19 protein-coding genes and 1 other RNA gene are annotated in these 26,951 nt (G+C 48.1%); 5 read left to right on the top strand and 15 right to left on the bottom strand.

The features are described from left to right. Window positions 1–78: 78 nt before the first annotated feature. Complete coding sequence (locus ACXAH1_RS02140) at window positions 79–1,722, bottom strand: methyl-accepting chemotaxis protein (protein ID WP_475193388.1); 1,644 nt, start codon at window positions 1,720–1,722, stop codon at window positions 79–81. Between the two features lie 207 nt (window positions 1,723–1,929). On the opposite strand from ACXAH1_RS02140, the gene ACXAH1_RS02135 reads away from it, so the two are divergent. Then, complete coding sequence (locus ACXAH1_RS02135) at window positions 1,930–2,961, top strand: hypothetical protein (protein ID WP_475193387.1); 1,032 nt, start codon at window positions 1,930–1,932, stop codon at window positions 2,959–2,961. 158 nt (window positions 2,962–3,119) lie between these two features. On the opposite strand, the gene ACXAH1_RS02130 is transcribed toward ACXAH1_RS02135, so the two are convergent. Beyond that, window positions 3,120–3,980: a LysR family transcriptional regulator gene (locus tag ACXAH1_RS02130; RefSeq protein ID WP_475193384.1), complete on the bottom strand. Its 861-nt coding sequence runs from the start codon at window positions 3,978–3,980 to the stop codon at window positions 3,120–3,122. An 87-nt stretch (window positions 3,981–4,067) separates the two neighbouring features. Here ACXAH1_RS02130 and ACXAH1_RS02125 point away from each other — a divergent pair, with 87 nt between their 5' ends. After that, on the top strand, window positions 4,068–4,289 hold the full coding sequence (locus ACXAH1_RS02125) for a DUF2798 domain-containing protein (protein ID WP_475193383.1): 222 nt from the start codon (window positions 4,068–4,070) through the stop codon (window positions 4,287–4,289). Beyond that, the gene (locus ACXAH1_RS02120) at window positions 4,279–4,611 is read left to right on the top strand and encodes a putative quinol monooxygenase (protein WP_475193382.1); all 333 of its coding nucleotides are present in this window, start codon (window positions 4,279–4,281) and stop codon (window positions 4,609–4,611) included. The genes ACXAH1_RS02125 and ACXAH1_RS02120 overlap by 11 nt, the downstream gene beginning before the upstream one ends. A 68-nt stretch (window positions 4,612–4,679) precedes the next feature. Here the strand turns inward: ACXAH1_RS02120 and ACXAH1_RS02115 are convergent, their stop codons facing one another. From ACXAH1_RS02115 to ACXAH1_RS02105, 3 genes are all read right to left on the bottom strand, one after another. After that, the gene (locus ACXAH1_RS02115; protein ID WP_171045418.1) at window positions 4,680–4,832 is read right to left on the bottom strand and encodes a hypothetical protein; all 153 of its coding nucleotides are present in this window, start codon (window positions 4,830–4,832) and stop codon (window positions 4,680–4,682) included. A 104-nt stretch (window positions 4,833–4,936) separates the two neighbouring features. Then, complete coding sequence (locus ACXAH1_RS02110; protein WP_475193816.1) at window positions 4,937–5,758, bottom strand: TolB-like translocation protein; 822 nt, start codon at window positions 5,756–5,758, stop codon at window positions 4,937–4,939. Between the two features lie 296 nt (window positions 5,759–6,054). Continuing rightward, entirely contained in the window at window positions 6,055–8,913 is a 2,859-nt protein-coding gene (locus ACXAH1_RS02105; RefSeq protein WP_475193380.1) for a WD40/YVTN/BNR-like repeat-containing protein, read from the bottom strand. Window positions 8,914–9,183: 270 nt separating this feature from the next. Between ACXAH1_RS02105 and ACXAH1_RS02100 the strand changes: the two genes are divergently transcribed. Beyond that, a complete protein-coding gene (locus ACXAH1_RS02100) occupies window positions 9,184–9,756 on the top strand; it encodes a DUF4879 domain-containing protein (RefSeq protein ID WP_475193379.1) in 573 nt (190 codons plus the stop codon). A gap of 44 nt (window positions 9,757–9,800) precedes the next feature. Here ACXAH1_RS02100 and ACXAH1_RS02095 read toward each other — a convergent pair whose 3' ends face one another. The 4 genes from ACXAH1_RS02095 to ACXAH1_RS02080 all read right to left on the bottom strand — a co-directional run bounded on the left by ACXAH1_RS02095 (window position 9,801) and on the right by ACXAH1_RS02080 (window position 12,179). Continuing rightward, window positions 9,801–10,256 carry a hypothetical protein gene (locus ACXAH1_RS02095; RefSeq protein WP_475193377.1) on the bottom strand — a complete coding sequence of 152 codons (456 nt, stop codon included), beginning with the start codon at window positions 10,254–10,256 and terminating at the stop codon, window positions 9,801–9,803. Window positions 10,257–10,407: 151 nt separating this feature from the next. Next, window positions 10,408–10,629 carry a helix-turn-helix transcriptional regulator gene (locus ACXAH1_RS02090; protein ID WP_054014315.1) on the bottom strand — a complete coding sequence of 74 codons (222 nt, stop codon included), beginning with the start codon at window positions 10,627–10,629 and terminating at the stop codon, window positions 10,408–10,410. Continuing rightward, window positions 10,622–11,131 carry a hypothetical protein gene (locus ACXAH1_RS02085; protein WP_475193375.1) on the bottom strand — a complete coding sequence of 170 codons (510 nt, stop codon included), beginning with the start codon at window positions 11,129–11,131 and terminating at the stop codon, window positions 10,622–10,624. Before ACXAH1_RS02085 ends, ACXAH1_RS02090 begins: the two co-directional genes overlap by 8 nt. Window positions 11,132–11,285: 154 nt before the next feature. Continuing rightward, the gene (locus tag ACXAH1_RS02080; protein WP_475193373.1) at window positions 11,286–12,179 is read right to left on the bottom strand and encodes a TolB-like translocation protein; all 894 of its coding nucleotides are present in this window, start codon (window positions 12,177–12,179) and stop codon (window positions 11,286–11,288) included. Window positions 12,180–12,370: 191 nt separating this feature from the next. Here ACXAH1_RS02080 and ACXAH1_RS02075 point away from each other — a divergent pair, with 191 nt between their 5' ends. Next, window positions 12,371–14,485, top strand: coding sequence for a winged helix-turn-helix domain-containing protein (locus ACXAH1_RS02075; RefSeq protein WP_475193371.1), 2,115 nt, complete (start codon window positions 12,371–12,373; stop codon window positions 14,483–14,485). 49 nt (window positions 14,486–14,534) lie between these two features. Here ACXAH1_RS02075 and secF read toward each other — a convergent pair whose 3' ends face one another. The 6 genes from secF to rsmI all read right to left on the bottom strand — a co-directional run bounded on the left by secF (window position 14,535) and on the right by rsmI (window position 26,909). Further along, window positions 14,535–15,437: a protein translocase subunit SecF gene (secF, locus tag ACXAH1_RS02070; RefSeq protein ID WP_475193370.1), complete on the bottom strand. Its 903-nt coding sequence runs from the start codon at window positions 15,435–15,437 to the stop codon at window positions 14,535–14,537. A 1-nt stretch (window position 15,438) separates the two neighbouring features. Continuing rightward, complete coding sequence (gene secD / locus ACXAH1_RS02065; protein WP_475193367.1) at window positions 15,439–17,253, bottom strand: protein translocase subunit SecD; 1,815 nt, start codon at window positions 17,251–17,253, stop codon at window positions 15,439–15,441. Window positions 17,254–17,367: 114 nt separating this feature from the next. Further along, entirely contained in the window at window positions 17,368–17,892 is a 525-nt protein-coding gene (locus ACXAH1_RS02060; protein WP_475193366.1) for a hypothetical protein, read from the bottom strand. Between the two features lie 268 nt (window positions 17,893–18,160). Beyond that, window positions 18,161–25,345 (bottom strand): LamG-like jellyroll fold domain-containing protein, encoded by a 7,185-nt coding sequence (locus ACXAH1_RS02055; protein ID WP_475193364.1) that lies wholly within the window; start codon window positions 25,343–25,345, stop codon window positions 18,161–18,163. Window positions 25,346–25,624: 279 nt separating this feature from the next. Beyond that, window positions 25,625–25,995, bottom strand: an RNA gene (gene rnpB, locus ACXAH1_RS02050) — RNase P RNA component class A. Between the two features lie 50 nt (window positions 25,996–26,045). Further along, window positions 26,046–26,909, bottom strand: a complete 864-nt coding sequence (gene rsmI, locus ACXAH1_RS02045) for a 16S rRNA (cytidine(1402)-2'-O)-methyltransferase (RefSeq protein ID WP_475193363.1) — start codon at window positions 26,907–26,909, stop codon at window positions 26,046–26,048. Window positions 26,910–26,951 lie beyond the last annotated feature (42 nt).

The raw sequence follows: 26,951 nt of genomic DNA, 5'->3' as shown, positions 1-26,951 counted from the left end.
CCACTGCTTTTTCATACCAGCAATCCGACGGGTTAATTTTGACCCCGGATTTTATCCCGCACACTGTGCTAAGTACACTCAGATGCGAAAGAAGCCAATATTTTTACCCAACACACCAGACATTTCTGTCAGCTTGCTGGTAGCCTGTTTATTGTCGTTCAGCGCGCTCATCGCATCCTGAGCGGCCAGTGTGATCTCTTCCATGTTTGACGCCACTTCGTTGATTGCCGATGCCTGCTGCTGAGCGACGCTGGCGACCTCTCCAACCTGAGACAAGGAGTTTTGTGCCTGGGTATCTATCTGTTCCAGTAGCTCGGTGGCTTCAAACGTCAGCGTACGGCCATGCTCAACCTGAGGCTGGGTTTTTTCCATCGCCGCCACCGTGGCAGAGGTTTCACTTTGTACTTCCCGGATCATGGTTTCAATCTGATCTGTGGCTTCAAAGGTTCGGCGTGCCAGCTGACGCACTTCATCAGCCACCACAGCGAAACCACGGCCAGATTCACCAGCCCGTGCAGCTTCAATAGCGGCGTTCAGTGCCAGCAGGTTGGTCTGCTCAGAGATCCCACTGATCACATTGGCAATACCGCCGATCTGCTTGGTCTGCTCAGCCAGTTTCTGAATTTGTGACACCGTACCGTCCACTGTCTGCGCAATCGTATCCATTGCCTCAGCGGTATTACGAATTGCCTGGCGTCCCTGATCAGCAAAAGTCACCGTTTGTGTGGAGTTTTCTTCTGTTAGCTTGGCGATATCACTCACCCGCATCATGTTTTCTCGCAAAGAGTCGAGCATATTTGCAGTCTTGCTGGTGGCCTCCGCCTGATGCTGTGCTGCGTCATAGATTTCACCGGAAGCTCCAGATACAGTCGAAGCCTGCACAGACAGCTGTTCGGATACCTCTTTAATACTGGTCACAATACGGGTTAATTCACCGGACATCCGACATACAGAGTCTAACATGCTGTCTGGGTAGTCGGTCTGGATCTGCCCTGTCAGGTCGCCTCCGGATATACGTGTCACAGCAGCGGCTGCATCCTGTGGCTCGCCACCTAAAGAACGCTGAAAACTGCGCTCAATAGCCCATCCCACCAGCACACTAATGGCAACGGCAATAACGGTAAACCACAACATAAGCTGCGAAAACCCGCCTGCGGCTTCTCGCGCTGCCGGCGTCAGTGTTTGATTTTGCTGCTCCTGATAGTCAATAAACTCGTTAATTACGTTGAGCCAGGTAATAAATGCCGGACGGGCCTCATCCAGCACCAGCGCATCAACAGGCTGACCGGCTTTTTTATTACTGAGTATGGTGCGGATCAGCGGCAGTGTAGTGGACTCAATCCGTTCGATCCGGGCCAGGATCTCCCGCTCTCGGGCGCTGAAGTGTCCGCCGGAGTTAATCATTTGCGTCATCTTAGCATCTGAATCCTGATAGAAACGTGCCAGCTGATCGATTTCCCGCTCATATTCAGCCACCTCTGACGCGCTTCTGGCGATCGCCACGTCACGAATGGCAATTGCTCTATCGTGTACACTGCCCCGAAAGTTTATGGCGTAGCGTTGCTTAACCGAGTTGACATCGGTGATCTCGGTTAATGTATGATCGATAAAGGCCACCCGATTGCTGCCAATAATGGTCATCACTACCAGCAACGCCAGCGCAATACCAAACCCCACTACGAGTCGGCTTTTCACCGACAACCCCATTAACCACTGCACCATATTGTGCCTCCATGATAGCAACATGTTGAAAGTTCAAAGTTAGTCTCAGGACTCTACGCTGTAAAGTTGATTAAATGAATTGTCATCATAGAAAAAATAATATGCGCATGCACATAGCTGACTCAGATTAGGTATAATTGTGGAAAATTACACAAAGCAATTAATCGACACTTATTCAAACGAAGTTAAGTGTGTCAGGAATTTAAAATGAACAAACGGATCCTTTCTCTGCTTATTGGTACATTGTCAGCAACAGCACACGCAAAACCACTGTTTACCCCACCCAAGTTAGCAGACAACGCCAATACCAGCGCTTTCGTAGAAACCAAAGACGGCAGCCGCAATGAGGCCTGGGTAAATTCAGATTTTATGGTCGGACTGGATGGTAAACCGATGCATGTTTTACTCGAGTCGGAGGATCCCAGATACTTTGGTCGAACCAAGCTGTACCTGCAACAACTTAACTACACCGTAGCCAGCCTGAATGGAGAAAAAATAGCGTCCTCATCACAGTTCTATTTACGACACTATAAAACCTTCACAAGACACTCAAATAACAACGTATCCACTACCTATACCAAATACTTTGATCAAACCAAACAATTAATCGCCGGAAATAAATTGAGTGAAGCCAAACCTGCATTGGCTGAACTGACCGAGAAATATACTAAGAATATCGCTGAGCAAGCATACACAGCCTGGCTATCCAGCGCTTATTTCTACAATATTCAGGACTGGCACAATTACGAGCTGCAGCTTCGCAAAGCGACGGACATGCATAGTTTTTTAGAACCCGATCTTGCTCTGATGTCTATGCAAAGCCTGATGAACCTGGAACTTTACAATCAGCAATATGGTAATGCGTTGCAGACATTGCTAAAGATGCGCCACATCAAGAACAAACAGTTATCTAAGCAGACCGTCACTGAATTTAAGGCACAATTACATGAACAACTGGCGGCACAGCCAGTCAATACAGTGACATCCAAACTGGTTCAGTCGCGTACCTGGCGTCATATTCTCAACCGCAGTACTATTTCACTCAGTGCAGAAAATGGCAACCCGAGTACCGTGGCTTTATATTGCCAAAATGGTTACCAACACTTTAGCGAGCTTCCCGTAAACAATTATCAGGTACCAGACAATTACGGCCGTTGCTATCTGGCGGTGCAAGGTGAGACAGATACCCAAATCACCTATCGTGAGGAGGGCAAAGTCCGGCTCGGGCTGAATCTGTAAATTTTACAAAAAAATTTAAAATGAGTGATCCGGATAACCGGCGCATTCGTTTTATAGAATGAAGGGTTCGCAGTACGGTGTACTAAACAATCCCCTTCGCGACGGCACTGATAAACGCGCACATTGAGTGCGCGTTTTCTCTGTCTCAACCCTCACTTTTATTTCAGGTCTTTTAACCCTTCACATAGTTCGCCTTGTAGCACTTTCGAGTCGGCACAAAACGCTTTCAGCTGGTTGATGAAAATCTGTACCATAGCCGGCGGCTTTCGTGTATTAGCCCACAGGGCATATACCGGGCGCATGTGCTGCCATTCTCCAAGGTAGTGAAATGGCTGATCCAGCTGCGCGACTTCCGTCATAGGTAAAATGGCCGCACCTAACCCGGATGAGACCATTTGCCTTGCCAGAGTGATATCCCCCACATACGAAACCTGATCAAAACGTGCCAACAGTGAACGCCAGGAGGCTGAATCCGGTACTTGCTCGGCTTTAAAGGGCATAAACAAAGTGCTTACCTCGCCAGCCTGCGCGGATACCACACATTTGACCCCAATCTGGCCTACCCGGGTATGAAAACAACTGGAGTCTTGCAATGTGCCCACCCGGATGATCACGTCAAATCGCTTCTGACTCAGCAGCACATTGGTATTATCTGGCTCAATATGCAGTGTCAGATCTGGATAAGCACGCTGAAAAGTCTCAACCACAGAATACAGCGGGCCATTGATCAAATTCTGCGGACACAACAAATGAAACGCTCTGACCTGCGGATTAAGTAACTCAGTGCATTGCGCGTTCAGTGCTAATAGTTCTGTTGCAACCTTATCATACACCGCATGTCCGTGAGACGTGAGCAGCACGCCCCGTGCGGAGCGGATCATCAAGCTGTACCCAAGCCTGGCTTCTAACCCGGCGAGGCGTTTCGACAACGTAGGCGCACTGAGTGCTAACGCCTCAGCCGCTCTGGCAAAACTACCACGCCGAGCAACTTCAACAAAGAGCAAGAGATCATCAAGCATAGGGATTTCCTTAATCTTAACTTTCGATTTCTGATATTCCACTTTTTTCGGCGGTGGATATGATGGGTGGGTAACCAAGGAGCCAAGATGCAAAAACTGATATTTACGACCCTCTTCTCATTTTGCCTGTCTGCATTAGTATCTGGTTGGGTCACGTACTTAAATCTGGGCATTGACGCTGGGTTTGTACCACACTGGTTCAGCGCATTTTTACACGTCTGGCCTGTGGCACTGATCACCGCATATCTGCTAAGCGGCCCTGTTCAAACACTCACACACTGTATTCTGGAGGTCTTCAATGACACATGACAACGCACTTAATGACTTGCCCCAACACGATGACGCCGTCAATCTGGTTGCCTATATTAATCCAAAAGCTGACAGCTACCAAGATTGCAAAGCCGCGATTGAGGCAATTATCGAAGTGACACGATGTGAACCGGGCTGCCAGCGTTTTGAGCTTTATGAAAACAAGGAGCAATCACAGCTCACGCTGATAGAGCGATTTTCACGACGCCATGACTTTGATTTCCACCATGCTCAGCCCTACACCCAAAAAGTGTATCAACTTTATGAGCAGGCTCTGGCAACCCCAGTAGAACTCCACTTTATGACTGAGCTCGACGTGTAAGGCACACGAAAATGCCCGCAAAATGCGGGCATCTATCTCAGTTTATTGTATTAATACACAATGAGCGCTTAGTGCATTCTACAGGCAGCATAGGCAGGGTGTGTCCAGCAAATATCAACACTTGCCTGATTACCCGCGCCAGCAATTGCTTTGGTCTGATCTTTGTTTAAGCCATGGTCCTGAAGAGTTTTGACTGCTTTTTTATTTAATTTCAGTTTCATAATCTTTCCTTAATCAAAATATGAATGCCTTAAGTGGCCAATCAGGTTTAACACAGAACCTCTCTGATTGGTACAAAAAAAGTACAAAAACATGCTTCCTCAGGCTAGTCTTGAACTGCTCTCAATCGCTCGATCACCTGCGCATCCACCCAATAGATATCCCCTTCTGCGGATTCGGCATCTCGGTTAAAGAACAAATACTTACCATCGGGCGTGACACTGGCTGATGCTTCCCTGCCGGCAGTATTCACTGGAGCCCCTAAGTTTATGGCCTCCCCCCAGCTGCCGTCTTTTTGTCGAAAACTAATATACAGATCGCTGTCACCATACCCCTCTTCTCGCTGACCGTCCCAGATAATATAAGAGTCATCAGGCGCGATAAACGGATGTGCATTATACTTGCCGGTATTGACCTGCGGACCCAGTGCAACAGGAGGCTGTCGCTTGCCATTAACCACTTCTGACACACGAATGACATCCCCGCTTTTGTAGTCGTCCAGAATATAAGTGCCCTTGCGGGATGAAGTCAGGCGCATAATACCCCAATCATTGCGAGCAAACATGGGGTCTAACACCTGCAACGATCCCCAGCCACAGGCTGTACGCGCCATATAGTATTTTCCAAGATGCATGGTTTGTCCGTCCGGAGCCAGAAACGGACGCCCTACCCGTGGGCCAACTACCTGTTCATGCCATTGATTGTTTTGCTGGACATAGGATATTAAGGTCCAGTTACCCGTATCGTTATCTCTGCGGGTGAAATAAAACTCCGTCATATCGGGTGAGAAAAAGGCATTGTAATCCCTGTGCTTGGTAGAGACTGCCCCCGGAGCAAATACCTGAGGGACATTCCCCGGCTTTTTTTGCCCCAGGTAGGGCCCTGTTAACGTCTCCGATACCTGATTGGCCAGGCTGGCTGAACTCATTATTAAGAGTGAGAAGGATACAGTGAATATTGACATCGCTTTCATTGCTGAACTCCCGGACTAAATCGTGTTGTTTTTTGGCACTGGTATACAGCAAGGTTAACGAACGGGCCGGCCATTACATGATGTTTTGCTGATGTCTTTATGAATAATAAAAAAGCATAAGAATCAGATTGATATCGGCATAAACACTGATAAAACGCATAAAAAAGCCACCCGACTAAGGTGGCTTGATCAAAGTCACACTCAACACTTAATGTGCCAAGGTAGAGTGTCGGCAGCAACAGACTTGCCGGTTAAGATCCCCGTATGGCTTTTCTTCTGCGTAACCAGGCAGCGCCTCCAATCATAGCTAGCAGCGTGCTGAGCATACCGCTACTGCCACCCGGTTTGACTTCGCTCGTATCGTCACCCGAGTCACTGCTTGAGCCATCGCCTGAATCATCGCCTGAATCATCGCCTGAACCATCGCCTGAACCATCACCTGAGCCATCGCCTGAGCCATCGCCTGAACCATCACTGGATGCTTCAACATCAAACTCCAGCTCAAGCGGTTGATTGAGTTCACCATCACTGACTTCAATGGTCACCTTGTACTCGCCCGGTTGGGAAAACTGCCCGCTCAGAGTCCCCCATGGTGTCAATTCAAACCCTTGCGGTAACTCAGTCGCACTAAATTGGTAGTCATCCCCGTTCAAGTCAACCACCAGCTCGATCAATTCTAGCGTTATGGGCTCGTCCTGCCTGACAGTCAGTGTCTCAGGCTGTTGACGCCATTGTGGTGCCTGGTTCGGTACATCCAGCGCAATACGATATACACCACGACCATATGTGAATGCATAAAGATAGTTGATGTGCTCAATACGCCTCAATACCATGCGATACACAGCGACATTGGGCAGCCCGTGAATGAAAGGCTGCCAGTGCTCGCCGCCATTATCGGTGTGATACACACCATAATCTGTGCCAATGAACAAGGTATCCGGGTCTTCTTTGAGCTCAACCAGGGTATGTACCGGTAAATCCGGAAACGCCCCTTCCCCTTCTCCATCGAGTGCTCGCCAGCTGGTCCCGTCGTCTTCGCTCTTCCAGATGTGTTTTTCATCAAATGTGGATGTGACCGCATACATATGTGCGGGGTTATGCAGGCTATAGTGCAATTCGCGCACATAGGCGGTGTCAGAGAAACTGATATCTTGCCCTATGGTCGTGCTGTCTGCGCTCAGCGCATTAGTCAGGCGTTTCAGCGCGCCGTCCGTTTGTGCGTAAACAACGGTATTGCTGTCCCCTGGTTTAACCGCCAGCGCAGTGATCCCCCGACGATACTCCTCGGTAAACCGCTCAGATGCGCGCTCAAACTGACCATCGGCCAGCTCATCCAGACGCCATAAACTCTGCCCGCCCAGCCAGACTCGTTCAGAGTAATTCGGGTCGACCACATACGGTGCAATGAACAGGGCATTTTCATAGTCCGCTTTTTGTATATAGCGGTTTTCTCCGTTTTCACGCAGGAACAAAGTGCCATTCTGACTGGACATCAGCGTACGTGCTTCATCAATAAAAAACGCATAACCACCATCACCGGCTCCGACATCCTGCCATCCCATATCCGGGGTATACATCCAGCTGCCGTTGTCCTGAGCGCCACCGACTACCCGGCTGCCATCTTCCGATACATCGCCGTGGTAAAACTGAGTGACATTGTAACCTGAGTTCAAAGAGCGCCAGGAGATCTCAGCAGGCTCTTCTGCACAGGCACTCACCCCTGATGCAAAGGGATTGTCAGTCTGGGCAATACCACCGTCATTGACGTTATATAGTCGGGTTTCATTGACCCCATCGTAGTTGGGATGAAAATAAAGTCCATGGTGATCCACATGCGGGAGCGCCTCACCACTATAATAAAACGACATCTGTTGCCAGCTCTGACCACCATCTACGGAGCGCATCAACTCAACCGCGCCAACCCAGATCACATTCGCATCTGTGGGATCTATAGTCAGCGTATTATCAAACCAGCCCTGACCATAAATGAAACTCCGCTGTGGGTCGTCACAATTCAGTGTCGCGGGGTTAGAGAGCACATACCGGCCCAGTATATCTTCGTGTTGCGGACCTGTGACCAGCGTCCAGTTTTCCCCCCCATCCACAGATTTATACAAGCCCTGCAGCGCATGGGGTATCTCTCCCCGAGCGTTAAACGCAGCCAGTGCGTAAACCGTGTTTGGGTCAGACGGTGCAAAGGCCAAAGTCGTCCGCCCCTGATTGGGCTCTGCAATCACCGCCTGCCAGCTCAGTCCCGAGTCCAGACTCAAATAGACTGCACCGCCCTCACCAAAGTTGCCACAGCTTGCCAGGATACGATCCTGCTCGTCACTTAATGGGCTCACCGCCAGTTCCAGACAGCCGCCCACCACCTCGTTTTGATCCAGTGCCAGTTGCCAGCGCTCACCTTTGTCATCAGACAGCCAAATCCCGGTATTCGTCACCGCATACAAGCGACCTTTGGCTCCAAAACGGAGCTTGTTAACATACTGGAAATTGACATTATTGTTGGTGCTCTCCAACTGATACCAGGTCTCGCCCCCATCCTCAGATGTCATGATGCCATCACCGGCAAAGCCGATGCTGTTTGTGAATCCACGACCCACATAGACTCCTTCACCGCTGCCCGCAAACAGGCGATTACTGTCGGCAGGGTCAAAGACCAGAGTACCTATCGCCATACTGGGCAGGTCATTGGCAACCGGCTGCCAGTTTTCTCCACCATCCACAGACTTCCATATTCCCCCGGAAATCCCGGCAGTGAACACAACGTCGGGGTTTTGCGGGTGAAATACCAGGGTCCGGGTTCGACCACCAACCATTTCTGGCCCCAGGTTTTGCCACTGGGTGTCTGAGTATTCCTGTGCTCTGTGTGCCTGGACCTGCTTGAATGCCTGCTCATATCGCGCCAGTATATCGACCTGACGCGCAGGATTCACGCGGATCAGGCTCTGCATCGACTTATCAGGTTCACGAATATTTTTCTCGTGTACTTTTACTATGGGGGTTATATCGTGAATGGTGGGTTGATGATTTGCGTAAATGACCGCTGCAGCAATCGTCGATAAGGCGACGCCACCCAACCAGCGGGCATGTGTTTTATGACGCATATTCACTCCTTTTTAATTGTTTTTGTCCTGTACTGACGACCTGAATAGCCGCTCATTTGTCACCTTATCAGATACGTAACAAGTCTGTATACCAGATAAACAACCCCGTTGTGGTCTTGACGCGCATACTTAGACACCCAGCCTTCTTGATCCAAAGCAAGCTCTTCACAACAAATGTAAAATAAAAGTTTAAATTGATTCACAAAAAGTAAACAATACATCTGTGACGCACTTTGCGTCACAGACACACTAATTAAAAAGGACAATTTTATGAAAAATTTGCGAAACGCTGTATTGGGTCTGGCTGTAGTTATGTCGGGTTCGGCATTGGCCGGTGACATTGAAAACGGCATTATGAAAAATGCAGAAAACTACTACGGTATAGAATTCTCAACTTCAGACCTAGTAAAACAGGCGCCGGAATTCAGAGAAACGACCAAGCAATACCCTCGCTTTGACGTTCAACCTATGGCCCCTGCCACAGGTATCTCCTACTTTGAATTTGGCCTGGTACGATCACAGCAAGGTGGCGACCAAACCATTCTGGCGGGTGACTTCTCAACCGGCAGCACAAATCATGGTGGTAGCTACTTATTTGTGTATGCCTGGCAAGTCGGCTACGGTAATCCAAATAACGCTACCATGAATGGCCTGTCGAAGTCTGCTGCGCTCAGAGAGGCGCGATGCGGTTCTAATTTACATCGCTGTCAGGCAGGGGAAACTGTCACTGGCTGGCTGTATGGTTGGGATTTCACCGGTCAGTCTGCAGGTCAGGTAAAAGCCTCGGCGAATTCAGTGGCCTCTCCGTTTGGTTACTGGAGTGACTCTCTGTACATCAACTAGTGCTTTGAACACAGGGTGCATGCAGCGGTTATGCACCCATTTTGTTAAGCCGCGGGATCAGAGCGGGTTTTACCCAATCTTTCGAGCACTTCGATAGATTTCAGATACAGCTCACTGGACTCTTTGCTGTGCCCACCCATGGCGGACGATAGTTGATAGGTATGACGCATATCGTTCAGTAAATCGTGTTTCTTGAGCGGATTTTCATTCATAGCAGTCGGTGCGCCTATCACCATCATTTCACCCGTGCCGATAAAGCCGCCATCAAATAGCTCTCGTGACAGACTGCGCATTTCACCTGCCGACATATTGTGTACATCATAGTTGGCTGCAAGTTCTTGCCACTTGTTTTCCGCCTGCCTGGCTTTGTCACTAAGCGTGACAGTATCACTTGCAGTTTTGGTTGTCTCAGCGGTTTGCTGGTCGGCCGTGTAAGTTGCGCGTGTCGCGTAGACCTGGCTGGCTGCGCTGGCGCCAGCGCTTGCATTAATTGCGTTCATTGATGATATCCTTCCATTGGTGGAGATTAGGGCGGGTCATCTCTCAACGGCAAACTAAGCAGGCCCGCTATTTACATTTTGTTAATGCAATTAAGGTGCCAAGAAAACCATCCATTTTACCTAGCTAATTTTATTCGCGTACCGACTTTTTTCACAGCTCACGATGCTGATACTGAAAAACAGATTCCAGCGGCTCGCCAAATACCTGAGCAATTTTAAACGCGACCTCCAGTGATGGTGAGTATTTTGCTGCCTCAATCGCCATAATAGTCTGCCGGGTCACGCCAACACGCTCAGCCAGCTCTTTCTGCGTCATCTCGCCCGCCATAAACCTCAGGGTTCTGATTTGGTTTTTGATAGTGCACTCAGCCATAAGATGTCACCATGCGGTTTCTGATCAGCTGAGTTGCGTAATTAACCAGTTCCGCCAGCAAAAAAGCGCCAACCATGATGTGTAACGTGAAAAACGGCAACGGCGCACGCTCAGCAATACCCATACCGTTTTGCTCAAAAGCATATTGTCCAATCGCAAAACAGACCCCGGCCTGAAGCGTCCAAAGTGCATATTTATTACCTACCAGCGACACCTGTTTTTCTCGTTCATCCATAGACTGATCGACTTCGCCATCACTGACCAGCTCCAGCAATAGCTGACTGACAATAGACAAAGCAATCGAAACACCCACAACTTTGACGAGCAGCTGGGATATCCAAACCCCACTGGCGAGCTGTTCTGCTGTAGCCATCATCAGACTGGAGGCGTAGAAATAGACTACAGCACCGGTTACCAACAGATCTAAGCTCAAAGTCAGATCCCGAAAGCTCAGCGAGTCGAGCAGCGCCTTGAGCACTTTCAATTTTTCATTGCTTGTCATGACTACCATCCTTAACTCAAAGTAAAAAATATTTGACCTAATACTGGTTGAAAATTCTACTCATGTCAAATATCTTTTACTTCAGGTCGAAAATCCATGACAATCTAGCCGTCGATGAACGTCACCGTTCGTGCAAATCTGACCGCTCGGGACCTCAATCAACGGGCCTGAGCTCATCAATAATTTTTGCATCAACCCAGAACAAGTCGGACTGTGCTTCACCTGCTCTCCCCTTAGACTTAACCATTCTGTTGAAAAACAGATATTTACCATCCGGTGTTACCTGAGGTCCTCCTTCTTCGGCAGCCGTATTAACTCGCGCTCCCAAATTAATCGCTTCACCCCATGAGCCATCGCGCTGGCGAAAGCTAATATACAGATCTGAACTGCCAAACCCCTGCTCCCGCTCACCATCCCACATAACATAAGACTCGTCAGGTGCAATAAACGGATGGGCATTCCACTTACCTGTATTGATTGCTGTGCTAAACGCTGTTGGTGCCTGCCACTCACCCTTATCCCATTTTGAGTATCTCAGTACGCCATTACCGTCACGAGTAAACTCGTCGAACACTAACGTGCCCTTTCGCGACATTTTAAGCCCCATCAAAGGGATATCATCAAAAGCAGGGCCGAGCTTTTTCATCTCAGACCATCCGTCTGAGGTGCGCGTTTTATATTGCTTGCCGTAAAACACCATTTGACCATCCGGGCTGTAATACGCCGCACGGCCTGTGTGCTCAGTCACCACTTTTTGCCAGCCTTCGGCAACTCGTTTGAATACCACATGAGCCGTTTCACGCTGGCCATTGGCCACCCGCCATCGAGATACATAAAGCACTTCTTTATCAGGTGCGAAATGCACCGCATCTCCCCAATCGAGTGTCGATACGATGCCAGGGGCAAACACTTTGGGTGTGAGCCCGGGAGGGTTTTGGCCCAGATAAGGGCCGTTCAATCCGGGCAGCACACCTTGAGCATGGCTGTTGCTGCACAGCAGCAGGGTAACAACAGAAAAAAGTAACTTTGGTAATTCAGACTTCATCATATATTCTCCATGTAAGCGGATAGATAAGCCTTCACCTTAATCGTTTCAAAAATTAAAACTGGGCTTTATAGTGACTTCTCGCTGACTTTAATCTGTAAACCATAAAAAGCATTACTATCAAAACCTTACATAAAATTTCAGTGTAAGATTTTGGTACAGATGCAGAAAGCGCCAAGCGCACTAGGGGTGTTATGACACAGCAATACTGGGTTGGAGAGTTTTTTGTAGACTTATCGCGTAACCAAATCACCGTAAACCAAGAGGTCAAAACCTTAGCGCCCAAAGCGCTGTCGGTGCTCACCGTGCTGGCTCAGCAACAGGGGCAGGTGATCAGTCAGGACGCAATACTGGATGCAGTTTGGCAGGACACCATAGTCTCGCCTAATACTTTGCAACGCTGCATTGCTCAGTTAAGAAAAGCACTGGGTGATGATGGCAAGGAACAGCATTTTATCAAAACCCATGCCAAGCAAGGCTATAGCCTGGAATGTGATGTACGCTGGCAAGCACAGCCGCCAAGCGCAGCATCGGCACAGCACTCAGAAGACAGTCACCCCGAATCAAGCCACACACCAGCGCACGCGCAAATACGCTCCCGCTCACAATTCGGATTTGCCCTGTTTGCGGCGGCATTTTTTATTGTCGGTCTCGCGGCTTCTGTATTGTTTGAGCCAAGTTCAAGCGAACAGCTGACGATCAGCGAATTTCGCCCCCTCACAGCCACCGATAATCGTGAAGTGGCCGGGGTTTACTCGCCCGACGGCGAATATATCGTATTCCATCGTTTTTCGACTGAACTGTGCCGCAACAGCATCTGGGCAAAGCGCATCGACACCCAGCAGGAGTTTCGCCTGACGAACAACCTGGATATCAACGGGCAGCATCAGTTTTCACCCGATGGTAAAACCCTGGCATTCGTGCAAACCTCAACCTGTGTGCAGCCCGTCACCCAGAAGCTCTGTTATCACCTGATGACGCTGGATTTCGATAAAGCGCTGCAAACACCGCAAATCCCAACTCGTGTACTGGAATGCAAAAACTCACAGATCAGAGAGCCACAATGGCTAGACAGCGAGCACATAGCCCTGCTACAAAAAACGGACGAGCGCTGGAAACTGATCCGCTACTCAATGACAGATAACAGCAGCGCGCCTCTGTATGAGGTCAGCGACGGCGACATCATTAGCTATGATTATTCCCGTAAAGACGGCTTGCTGGCGGTGGTGCGCCTTGGTGAGGGTGAGCACTATTATCTTGATATGCTGAGGCCCGATGGCGAGCAGGTATCCAGTCACCGCATTCACTATCCAAATACCATAGCCCGATTCAGGCCCATCTATCCCAATTTTTCGCCCTATGAGAACCAGCTGGCCTTCAGCACCGGACGCCAGTTATATACCCTCACTTATCAAGGGCAAGTCAGCCCCGTGACCCTGCCAGTTGACGAACCTATGGGCTCCCCGGTGTTTCATCCCGACGGTCACCGTATGCTGGTGATCAAGGGACAATATGACAGTGATATTTTGGCTATGCCGTTTGGCAATGACGCTTCGCTGCAAACGTCGCAAGCGACAATCCTCGAACGCACCACCAAAGAAGAAAGCAATGCGATATTCCAGCCGGGTGGCGATCTGCTCGCCTTTAACTCCGCACGTTCCGGACAAATGCAGATCTGGCTCAGCGACGGGCAGGTCCCCCGTCAGCTCAGTAACTTCCCGATGGACACCTTTTTATACGAAACCCACTGGTCAGCCGATGGCAGTGAGCTTTTAACCAACGCCGACAAAGCACTGGTGAAGTTTGCACTGGATGGCACTGCGCACGCCATTACCCTGGCGCACCCGGTAGAGCAATTATTTTACTGGGACAGCCGCGTTCAGACAGCACTTGCCCAGCTCAAAATAAATGGGGTACTCACGTTTGCTGAGCTGAACCTGACAGATTCAGCCATACGTGTTCTGAACGAGCGCGAGGTCACCTGGGCGCTCAAAACCGCTGACGGTAGCCTGGTTTACACCGATCACATGGATCGCTTCTGGCGATCCGGCCCGGTTGAAGACGAGCTGATTGAGCCTCTTCTGGATCAGGGCAGCGAGCGGCGCTTTACGGCATTTGGCAATACTCTTTATGGGATTAATGAAAATGCACAATTGTGGTCTTACGATCTACACAGCGGTGATTTTGAGATCATCACCACAGTGGCAAACGACATTATCCGCATTTCAGCCGTCAACGATCAACAGATCTTGTTGATCAAACAACTCACATCCCGCAAAGAAGTGGTCGAGTTGCTGCTGGCGGAGTAAGCAGCAACTCAAAAGGGCAGTCTTCTCTGCCCTTTAAATAACGCGCTTTTTAAGGCTCTGCCAGCTGCTGTTGTTCTTTTTCACTGAGCGAACGCTGATAATTTCGATGACTCAGTCCCAGCCACTGCGGTAACGTTGCGCTGACAAAAATGGAGGACCAGGTTCCTACTGTCACCCCAATGAATAAAGCACTCGCAAACCCCTGCAAACTGGCACCACCGAGCCACCACAATGCCGCTATAGTTGTTAGCGTGGTTGATGAAGTAATGGTGGTTCTGCCCAGGGTGCTGCCCAACGCCGCATTAATGGTGTTGCTCACGGTGCTATCCGGGCGGGCGCGAACCAGCTCTCTGACTTTGTCGCCAATCACAATCGAATCATTCAATGAGTAGCCAATGATGGCCAGTAAGGCGGCCAGTACCGTCAGGTCAAATTCCATTCCGGTCGCAGCGAAAAAGCCCAGTGTGATAAGCACGTCATGTAGCAGGGCCAGACTTGCCGATACAGCCAGTCGCCATTCAAATCGTACTATCAGATACAGGCCCACTGCCAACAGGCTCACGAGCAATGCCAGCCCGCCCTGCTCGATGAGCTCAGCGCCTATCTGCGCACCCACATAGCGGCTGTCGAGGATCTCTCCCCCCAGATTATCGGGCAACTGAGTGTGCCAGCTAAGTGGCGTCGGGCTGTCATTATGTGGCGGCTGGAATACTTGCCAGTGAAGTGCACCCTGAGCAGATAAACGAAACCCTCCGCTCACATGACGTGCCAGTTGGTGTTGTAATTCATCGCCGGGTATATCCTGAGCAAGCTGGAATTCTGTGACATAGCCACCTGTAAAATCCTGCCCGAGCTCAAGACCTCGCTGACTGATAAGCACACAACTGAGTATCATCGCAATCAGACTCAGCACTAAGCCTGAGGTTCGAAGTGTTTGCCATAAATCGCGCATATCAGGCTCCTTTTACCGGTTTGGTCCGATAGACCCACTGAGACAATTGGCCGGAGACCACCACACCGCAAAACATACTGGTCATAATCCCCAGCGCCAGGGTGATGGCAAAGCCCTTAACCGGACCATAGCCAATGGACATTAATACCAGTGCAGTGATCATGGTGGTCAGATTGGCATCTATGATGCTGCTTTGCGCTTGCTGATAACCACGTTGCAACGCCACGCGCATACTGTTTCCCTGGCGCCTTTCTTCTTTGATCCGCTCAAAGATAATCACATTGGTATCGACTGCCATACCAATGGTCAGGACCAGACCCGCAATCCCCGGCAAAGTGAGCACTACACCGGGTAACAAAGACATCAGACCCACTAAACACACCAGATTCGCCACCAGCGCCACGCAGGCTATAACGCCCAGTTTGCGATACCACAGCAACATAAAACCCAGCGTCAGTGACAGACCCAGTGCCAGTGCCGCAAAGCCGCTGCTGATGTTCTGCTCACCCAAACTCGGCCCTATGGTGCGCTCAGTTACTATGGTCAGGGGCGCATCTAAGGAGCCAGCCCGCAGTAACAGTGCCAGATCCTGCGCTTTTTGCCACGACCCTAAATTGGTTATGCTGAAGCGCTGCCCCAGCACCTGCTGGATGGTAGCCACTGAGATCACCTGACTGCTTTCGCGGATCTCTCCCCGGCTGTCGGCAATGTACTCACTGTACATAGTCGCCATAGGCTGACCCACATGCGTGCGGGAAAAACGCAGCATTTTATCGCCGCCCTGGGATGATAGAAACAGCTGTACCAGAGGCTTTCCGTATTCGTCCCGGCCAGCCTGCGCCGAATCAATATCGGCCCCGGTAAAAATGGCTCGCGGATCTAACCCCACCATGCCGTGTTCAGCTTTAACGCGCTTGCCACCGAATTCCTGCAAAGCGTGAAAAGACAACTGTGCCGTAGCACCGATGATCCGCTTTGCTGCCGCCGGATCCTGCACCCCGGGTAGTTCAATGCGAATATAATTCGCGCCCTGACGCTGCGTCACAGCTTCAGTAATACCCAGCTCTTCAATCCGCGAGCGCAGCGTCGTCAACGCTTGTGTCATCGTTTGTTTTTCAAAAGCCGCCTTGCCGGTTTCATCATAGCTTAAGGAAGCACGCAACAAGCTGCCTTGCTGGTGTGTACTGACACTCAGATGCTGAAACTGATCCAGTAATGCCGACTGCAACTGATGCAGTGCCGCCTCTCCCTGAGGAAGTGCCACCAGCTCAAGACCAGCAACCGAACTGCGCTCAATACGAACGCCTTTTAACTTATCGCGGATCCGCAGCGCTTTGGCCTCCAGCGCAATGTTTTCCATGTGCTTTTCCAGTGCTTTGTCGGTATCGACTTTCAGCACGAACAGTACACCGCCGTTTAAATCAAGACCCAGTTTAATGGGAGACAGGCCCAGTCGTTGCAGCCAGTAAGGTGCGGTAGCTTGTTCAACCACTTTTACTGAAGCCTGCCCACGCAAAGCCTCAGCCAATACCTCTTGCGCTGCAGCGGAGGCTGTCTGTGGAGTTAGTGTAACCAAAGTCGGTTTGCCCGACTCTATGTCAGCCACAGTAAAGCCGCGACTTTGCAGCAACTGCACAAGCTGGTCCGGGCCGGGTGCTACCGGCTCTGATGTTAGTGTACGGATACTGAGTTGGGTGGTGTTTTGATATAAGTTGGGCATCGCACACAGACCCAGCACCAGGATCACGGCTACCACCAGCAGACGTTTAAGCCGCGCCGGCCAGGCCGTACCCGCAGCGTTCGCTCTTCTATTCATAATTTGACTCACTTAACGATGAGCTGCCTCATTTGGCCGCTCACACTTTCGCTATTTACCTGATAAAACATGTTGTAATCCGACCGAACCTTGCGGTCGGTTTGTGTTGTGAGATCAGGCGCTCAGCTGATAAGTCAGTCTTGCTCGATAGGTTAAGTTGGCGGGTTGACAGTCATTGATCAGCCCCGTGCGTACACGAGTCGAACATTGATGCCAGGGTCGCGTCAAAGGTTGATGAATATATTGCTGGCTCACCCGATACAAGTCGGGGTCAGCAAAGGCATAGAGTAGATCATAATCCGGCTGCTGGTCCGGATGCAGAAAGTAACTAGGATGCGTTAAACGGTTCTGTGACGGCAGTTGCGCGGGATAGCTTGTCGGTTGTGAATGCGACACCTCAGTACCAGGTGCAGGCAAATGCTTGATCAGTGCAGTGTCAGTGACCTTATGCCTGAGATCATTCGCGTCGGGCGCTGTATGTGGCTCGGCACTCACTGCCTGTGACAACACAACCACAGAAACGGGTTGAGTTTGCCAATCAGCGGCCACGGCATCACGACTACCCATATTCAGTAGCGTACATAACAGCAAAAACGGCACTAAACACCGCAGCACTTTGGCAAATGTCTCATAACTCATGTGGTGAAGATATAGTCGGCAAGGTGGTTTTTCAATAGCCATCACAAAAAATGGCCTCGATATCGGGCATGTACATAGCGGTAAAAGCCAGCATGCACCATTCGATTGCCCCCTGTACTTTTGCACGCATTGTGTACAAAAATACCCCCTACCAACGGCCCTAGTAAATCATAGCCTTTCGCGTAACGGTCTCATAAATATTATCGAAACAAAAAAGCCGCGACACTTTTTACTATCGCGGCTTCAAACTTTTTATACGCTATTGAGCTTATTCAAAATCAACGGTAACAATCTGCTTCTGGCTTTGACCGTTATCACTACTGTAAATGTAATAACTAAATGAGTCGCTTGCACCATTTGCACTGCCATTTGGTGTATAAATAAATTCACCAGAGTATTCGCCGATGGCTACGTCACCGAAGGCAGGCGCATCTGCTAATCCGAATGTGACTCCAGTACCGCCTGGAAGCTTGCCAGCAAAAGCAGCATATTCAGTCGTAGTAAACTTAACATCAAGGTTATTACCTACTTCAACTGCGCCATAGATAGTTCCGTTAAATTCATCTCTCGCTACGTTGTTCGCTCTGTCTTGCTCGAAGTCATAGAACAACAATAGGTCTTCTTCACAGCCTGATACCATTTCGGCAGTACAACTACCAACTTCGTCCTCAGTTAACGCACGTGTCCACACCGCCACATCATCGATGTAACCTTTAAAACTATGTACTACTGTTTCGTCGCCGCTATATGCACCAATACGAATAGGTAATGTATTGTTTACTTGTATACCCCATAAAGTAGCTTGTCTAACAAATGTGCCATTTACGAAAACCTTCCACTTTTTATTTTCCATATCTACAACGACGGCGACATCGTACCAACGGCCATCAGCCAAGTTACTCAAGCTATACTTAGAACTATTAAATGCAATAATATTCCTGCTTGCATTGCTGTCATTGACGAACCTGAACTCAAGTCGATTCGAGTTATTGATTCGCAATAGCCAACCGATGTCATCATTAGAGTCAGATGCTTTTTTAGCTGCAATGACGCGGTTACTATTTTTACTACCCGGTGCTTTATAAATCTTCGCTTTGATAGTAAAGCTATTGCCACTGGTAAAGTTCAGATCATCATCATGCTCGATTTCAACATAGTCACTATTGCCATCGAAGGTAAAGTAAGCGTTGTGTTTTTCAAAGGTCGGTGTGTTTATCAGCTCCATCGTGCTTTCACCCGTTAAGTCTTTTACTTCGCCGTTTTCTTCATTATCGAAACTATAGTAAGACAATAAGCTCGAATCACTTAACGACGCCCCCAAGTTACGATGTGCAACAATAGAATCTTGTGATTTTGCGTAGTTCCAGACACGGATTTCGTCAATCTGACCGTTGAACATCTTGCTTACACGGTCATTACCTGCACCCCATACAAAATGAACGTCGGCGTCATTAGCGGCATTCACTTCTGAAATAACCAACTCACCATCTAAGTATAAAGATACTGTTTGTGTTGGTTGATCATAAGTTAATGCGTAGTGTTGCCACTGACCTACAGTAATCGTTTGTGTTGACTTGTATGCAGACTTGGTAGCTTTTACTCGTAAAGTACCATCTTTCAAAATACGGATAGCTGCATTTGAAGAATTTGCATCTTCAGAGAAAGTAAACAAGTTAGAGTTGTTCTCAGGGTCTAAAGCATTCACTTTTACCCATGCTTCAATTGTGTATGAACTGTTTGGATTAAAACCTGAACCCATGGTTTGAACCATAAGCTGATCTGTGCCGTTCAGCACAATTGATTGACCAAAACTGTTCATAATAGACAAGTCTTGATGGAACGGGCTTTCCACATACGTCCACTCAGAACATTCAGGGTCACCGAATAACGTACCGTCATTTGGCGTTACACAAAAAGCAACATAGCTATCAATATCTTCTAATGACAAGGTGTATGATTGGTAAAGTCCACCATCAATTACCTGTGCATCGTCCTTACTGCCTGTAGCAGAACGATACCATTGGTAACGAGTCCCTGATTCCAAGTCACCTTCATGGTCGGCATAAGTGTAAGATGCAGTTAACATTGATTTGCCGACATACTCGCCTGCTACAGTTACATCAGACGCAACTGGCGCATTGTTGCCAAATGATAATACTGGTTCACCACACGCTGCACTGTTGCTACATAAGTCGAATGACAATGCTGTAGTGAAGGAGTTTTGTGCAATAGTGATTTCCGTTGGTCCACCAAAGTCTGTGTCGCCAGCCGTAACCACTTTCTCGCTGTCTAATAATGGTCCATAAGAACCTTTTTCAAACATCAAACCTTGGTTACCCATGGTATAAACTTGGTCAGCTGAACAAATCGCTTCTTGCACGTTGTATTCAAACTCAAGCAATTTAAATGGCATTCTAAAGAATGCACTCATCTTACTGTTATTAACAAAGTTCGATGCTGCATTTACGGTTAACGTTGCGTCAATCATGCCATCATTGTTAACGTCATGGGTTAGCTCAGGTGTAAAGGTAATGTCTTCTTCCGGGTCAAAGTAAATCTCAGTACCATCTTCAAGAACTAAAATAGCGCTAGATTCAATGTTCAACTCAAAGTCTTGTTTTAAATCAAGCGCTGCACTTAAGAAAGTATCAAGCGTACTGTATTTGTAGCGACGATATAAATCTTCACCGGTCGGTGCGAAATACCCATCAATACATTGTTCAGACGTACCTTCCATTGCCTCCATGCCTGCCGCTGCATGCCACTTGGTCCAGTTAGAACCCCAATAGACCTCTTCTGATACCCAATCAACTAAGTCGTGACTAGCTAAGAAACGTAACTTATCTACGTCTAAATCAATCGCTTTTTCAATCGCTTTCCTTGCATTTGAAGGTAATTCTGCTAATGAATTACGAGTTAAGTTTTTAATAAATAGAGCGATATTCTCATAAGATACATTCGCCGGAATATAGGCAATGGTTGTCGCTGTCGGATCAGAAACATCTGTGCTGATAATTTCAACGCCATCAGTTAAACCGAAGTGAGCGTATACAGCGTCGATAATTTCCACACCGTTTACCACACTCGTACCAAAGCTAATATCATCACTTCTGGCTTTTGCGTTTTCAGTTGCGACAGCAACGGATAACTCGTAGAAGTAGCTTTCTGTCAAAGACGTAATTTCTTCATCAGTTAAGTTACGAGTTAAATCGAAAACTTCTACACCGTATTCCAACTCATAGCAATCGGCACGATTAAGCGCGTTAGCACAGTTATCACCGTATACACCAAAAGATTCTGAACCAACCGTTTTCTCATAAGACGCGTAATCGATTTTGGTTTGACCATTTAGCTTTTCAAACAGCGCTGATTCATATTTGATTAAATAGTCTTCAAAAATTAACTCAGCCGAAATTTGCACACCAGGAGAAGACGCCATGAAGTTTGCATTTTCACCAACGGTAAACTTGGTTGCTAAATTAACTGGCTGACCAGCAGCTATTTCATCTGGGAATCGTAAGTCCATCTCAAGAGGAATGTCAGCTTCGACCCAACCGCCGAATAAGTTCATGCCGCCCACATAATGGATTTTACCGTGTGATTCAATTCTAATAATTGCAGGATCATCTGGTAGATTTTCTTCTGGCACAGTCCAAGTATGCTTAGTTTCTGTTGACGCCCACTCAGGAGCACTCATGCCAAGCAAATCTAAAACCGTGTTTTCGCCCCAGTAACTACCTTCACCACTTACATCACCTTCTAAAGTGATCTCCATCGACTCCATGTTTAGTACTTCAACAGTGATTTCTGCAGTGTCAGTGGTGTTGTATTGGTCGTAAACGATGACTTCTAAGGTGTACGTTGAGGTGTTTTCATAGTCTAAACGAGAAACCGTATCGCTAATGCTTAACACACCCGTTTGTGCATCTAATACCAAGTCACCGTCTTCGTTACCACTTAGGATTTGGAAGGTTACATAGTCACCAATATCGTTAGGATCTGCCTCTAATGTGCCGATTTCTGTACCACTCGCAGCTGCTTCACTTACAGAGAACTGTTGAGGGTCGATAGTAGGTTCGTTGTTAACCGTAACGGTTAACCCATCTTGCACTAACATGGTTGCTGAGCCAGACGTGAACACTTTATAAGTGATATTATCGATAACTTGTGTTGAACCAGAATCAACCCATTGGTTATTTGCTGCACCAACATAGTCGTCGTTGTCACCTAAAATTCGTAAGTTTGAGTTACTACTCACGCTCTTATTAAGCGTAATTGAGTTAGCACCTGAACCACGGATATCAAATACTTCAATATTACGTACACGTGAGGCTTGTGTTGCAAGGTCTAGGTTAATGCCTGAGCCATCAAAGATGAGCGTATCAGTATTACCGCCACCGTCGATGCGTGTGAAGGTGTTGTCAGAAATGTAAATGGTATCTTCACCAGGACCTGCGTGAACAGCATCAGTGCCACCGTTAGTTCGAATGACGTCGTCACCTGTACCTGTGGCAATATTATCTGCAGACGCAGTACCTGTGATTGTGTCGTTACCGTCAGTCCCCCAAAGCGTTACTAACTTGCCGTCACCATTTAGAACGTACACAGCACCTGTGTTTTCTTGGTTGTTTTTGTTCGCAGAAGGCGTACCAAATTGAATGTCTTTGATACCGTCGCCGTTAATGTCACCAGCACTTGCAATGAATTGCCCAAGTTGCTCGCCACCATTACCTTCAGAGTAAAAGCCTTGTTGGGTTTCAATGATCTCACTAAGATAAACAGGCTCTGTACCTGCGCGGCCATAAACTACGTATACGCGACCCTTGTTGTCCTCTGCAAACGGGTCACCGATGATGATGTCATCAAAGCCGTCGCCATTTAAGTCACCTGCACCACCGATTGAACCCAAAATAACTTGTAAGTCACCGTGGTCGATATTTGACGCATCGTTGTGAATAACAAAACCGCCATTGCCATTAGCAATATCCGCTAGATTGATTTCATCAGCAACGTCAACACCGCCGAATAAGATGTATGCTCGAGGGTGATCAATACCCGAGCAACACCCTGTGTCTGTCAATAATAACGCGATATCGTCAACACCATCGGCGTTTACGTCACCTACATGAGAAGTAGTAAAAGATGGCAAAGCATTAAGAGTGGCATTACCGAAGTCGAAACCGTAATTGTTTGAACCTTCTGGCGTGATCTTAATACCGTGTTCGTCTTTGTAAATGTTGTTGTATTTAATCGCTTCGCCACCGATACGGCCATATACAACATAGCTTGTGCCCGCTGTATCAACGTATAAGCCGTTGCTCACGATGAAATCTGTTAAACCATCACTGTTAAAGTCACCCGTTGGTAATACTTGCGCGCCGTAATGCCAGTCGCTGAATAGCTTTCTGTTAGGACGAGTAATGGCAAAACCTTGTGTATTGTAGTCTGTTGCAACGTTGGCTAACTGAACAACGCTTTTATCTTTTTTACCGTAAACAACATACGCCAGGTTTGGATCAGCGGCGCCGTCTTCTAATAAATTTCTTAATGCAAAAGAACCTGTACCCGCTAAGAAACGAGTGACTGTTTCACCGATAACAATATCACCCAGGCCGTCACCGTTTACATCACCAACAACTAAAGAACCACCTGAGTAGTCTTGAGTGTAAGCACCATGAATAGCAAAACCTTTATCGCTGCTGCCATCGTTTAAATATTGAAGCGGCACATAGTTAGTATCTGATTTACCAAATACGACATAAGTAGAACCGGAATTATCGCCATTAGTGCCAGCATATGGTGCACCAACAACAACATCTGATAAACCGTCGCCGTTGATATCAACGCCACCAGCAACAGAAAAGCCTGCATTATCGCCAGCTTGTGCACCAAGGATACCAAAACCGCGCGTACCGCCTTGAACTTGAGTTAACGTTGGGAAGGTGCCTGTTTCATCACTAAATAGTACATAAGCCGCACCATTGTCTTCTGTGATAAGCACACCGTCACCATCACGAACATCAGTTTGAGGCGCACCTACGATGATGTCGTCAAAACCGTCACCGTTGACGTCACCTGCTGGCGCCACTGCCCAACCCGCCCAATCGGCTGCTTCTAAACCGTCAATAGATTGTGCGTTGTTGTTTAATGAATCATTGATGTCATTAACGTTGATAGTTACTTGTGAATCATAATTATTGCCTGCGCCATCAGTGACACGAACTGTGATCACATATTGGTTGTTACCTAATTCGTAATCTAGTTGTGCTTGGTCAGCAACTTTGATGTTACCTTTAACTGGATCAACGGAGAAAACACCAGCATCGTTACCAGCAACAATTGAATAGGTGTACTGTTCTAGTGGGATATCCCAGCGACCGGCTTCGAAAATTTGATAATGCAATTCAAATTCGCCAAAACGATTTGGCACAAGGTTTTCGTTATCTGAATGCAAATAACCTTGTAACATCATTGGCGCGATGTAGTTTATACGCACTGCCGCGTCGAAGATCTCTTTGTCTTTACCCACAGCTTGTACGAATACAACTGGCTCTCTGTAAGATTTTGAGAATGTAATGGAGAATGGGTTTTCGATGTCAGTATCAGAAACTGTGATCACGCCCGTTTCACCAACGATGGCACTCGCTTCTGTAACTAATAAACCCGTGCCTTGTAACGCAAATACGTTGACGTTTTCCGCCACGTGCGCTGCATCATCAAGGTTATCAATATGAACTTTGACTTTGTCTGCAGATAATTCTTCAATTGCAACGCCACTTTGAGAAGTACCATTGTATGTAGATAAAGAAGTTAGAATGACCGGGGTGTCTGTCATTGGCACGCTGAACGCATGACCATGAGTATTGTGAGTAACCGTTGTGCCTGTGCTTGACACATCGATTGGTTTGTCATTCCAAAAGCCTGAAACAGGTTCAGCAAATGCGATCCACCCTAATTTTTCACCTGCACCTGTATTGGTGAAATTTTGGATAACACTAGTGCCTTTTTTGTCTAACTGTGACTCAAGAACCGCTTCAAAACCTGAGGCCGTCACATTGTTTAAACGATGACGCATTAACAGGTCGCTGTGGTTTTTATCTTCAACGCCATTATAAGAGTAGGTATTTACTTCATACTCTACCGTATAATCACTGTTAGACTGGATCTGGCCAAAAACAATAGGCGCTTGGGTAAAGGTCGATGAAAATGAGATGGGCTCAAACACTTCACCGTTTGTTATCCAGTTTTTGATATCAGTTGTGCCAACTTCTAAGCGCACCGTTTTATCTGATACGCCATCAAGAAAACGAACAGTACCAATGGTTGTGTTCGTTTTAGTATTTTCATCAACTTCTATTGTCAATGGGGCCAGAGTTGTCTGAGCAAAACTAGGGAAACTAGTCCCCACAGTCAGCAATGCCAGGTACAGTTTGTTCCGCATTATAGTATTCATACCCCTCTATCTAGTCGGCAAATACAGCTTAAGATATGGATTTATCTCACAAAAATGAGATTTAAATATGGATACAATGAGGAAGTGTAGACATTTCTCATTAGCTCTTAGTGCCCTGAGTATGCCAAAAAGCCAAAATTAACAGGAATAAATCAATGAGATATATACAAGCACATTTGTCATGTAACGTATTGCGTAGCTAAGGCGTGAAAGTATGAGATAGGTTTTCAAAGTAGGTTAGCAAACGCTTGCAAAAACAAGCGTTTGCTAATGTAAAATAGGGTGAGTCAGCCTGTAAGCCGGGTTCTGTTCTCTCCCGAGGGAGATCGATAATCATTCGTCTAGGCTTGGGATCGCTCCCAAGCTCGAGCAACCTACCCGGTTCCGATGCGGGCCACACCATAAGGAACCCTATTTGGTCTTGCTCCGGGTGGAGTTTACCTTGCAACCAACTGTTACCAGTGGCCCGGTGCGCTCTTACCGCACCCTTTCACCCTTACCGGTTCCGAAGAACTTAGGCGGTCTTCTCTCTGCTGCACTTGTCGTAGGCTCACGCCCCCCAGCCGTTAGCTGGCACCCTGCCCAATGGAGCCCGGACTTTCCTCCCCCTGATCATTTTCGTCACAGGCAGCGATTATCCGGCTGACTCAGGCGGGCGATTATACGCACCTTTGCCATAAAACGCAGCATTAATTTGCGTTTATTCCCCTTCACGCTCGGCGATGATGGCTTTATACAGGGCGTTTTTCTTCAATCCGAAGTACTCTGCGGCAATGCCACAGGCTTTTTTCAGCGGCATTTCCCCTTCCAGCAAGCCGATCAATTGTTTGGCTTCAGGCGTCATTTCGCTGCTGACCTGGGTTTTGCCTGGCAGCATCAGCACCAGCTCACCACGCTGGCGTTCGGGTTCGTTTTCAAGAAACGCGATCAGCTCACAGACAGGCCCACTGAAAAAGGTTTCATAGGTTTTGGTCAGCTCTTTAGCGAACACCACCTGCTGCTGCTCACCCAGTGCCGTTTGCAAGTCAGCCAGGCTGGCCATAATGCGGTGGGTGCTTTCATACATAATGCTGGTAATGCCAGATTCGTGCGCTTCTTTAAAAAAGCTCTGGCGAGCCTGACTTTTAGCCGGTGTAAAACCGATAAACTGAAAGCGGTCGGTTGGTAACCCTGAGCAGCTTACCGCGGCAATTGCGGCACAGGCACCAGGCACAGGGGTGACCCGAGCGCCCGCTTCACGACATAAGTTCACCACCGCATAGCCTGGGTCGCTGATCAGCGGCGTGCCGGCATCGGATACCAGCGCGATGTCCATGCCCTGCTCCAGCCAAGTCAGGATCTGCTGCGCTTTTTGTTTTTCGTTGTGGTCGTGCAGCGCAAAGGTTTTTGCTTTTATGCTGAAATGGCTCAATAATTTACCTGTGTGACGGGTGTCCTCGGCTGCCACTAAGTCGACTTCTGCCAGCACTTTCAGCGCACGTTCACTGATGTCTTCTAAATTACCTATGGGTGTGGCAACGATATACAGGGTGCCAATTTTGTCTGAGATTTCGGCATTTGTCATTGAGCTCTCCAGGGTCAGTCAGTAAGATATCCACAAACAAAA

Source organism: Pseudoalteromonas sp. AWH4_217, from assembly GCF_056161105.1.
Note: the sequence above shows the minus strand (reverse complement) of the source record. Positions and strands in the feature narration are given on the sequence as shown.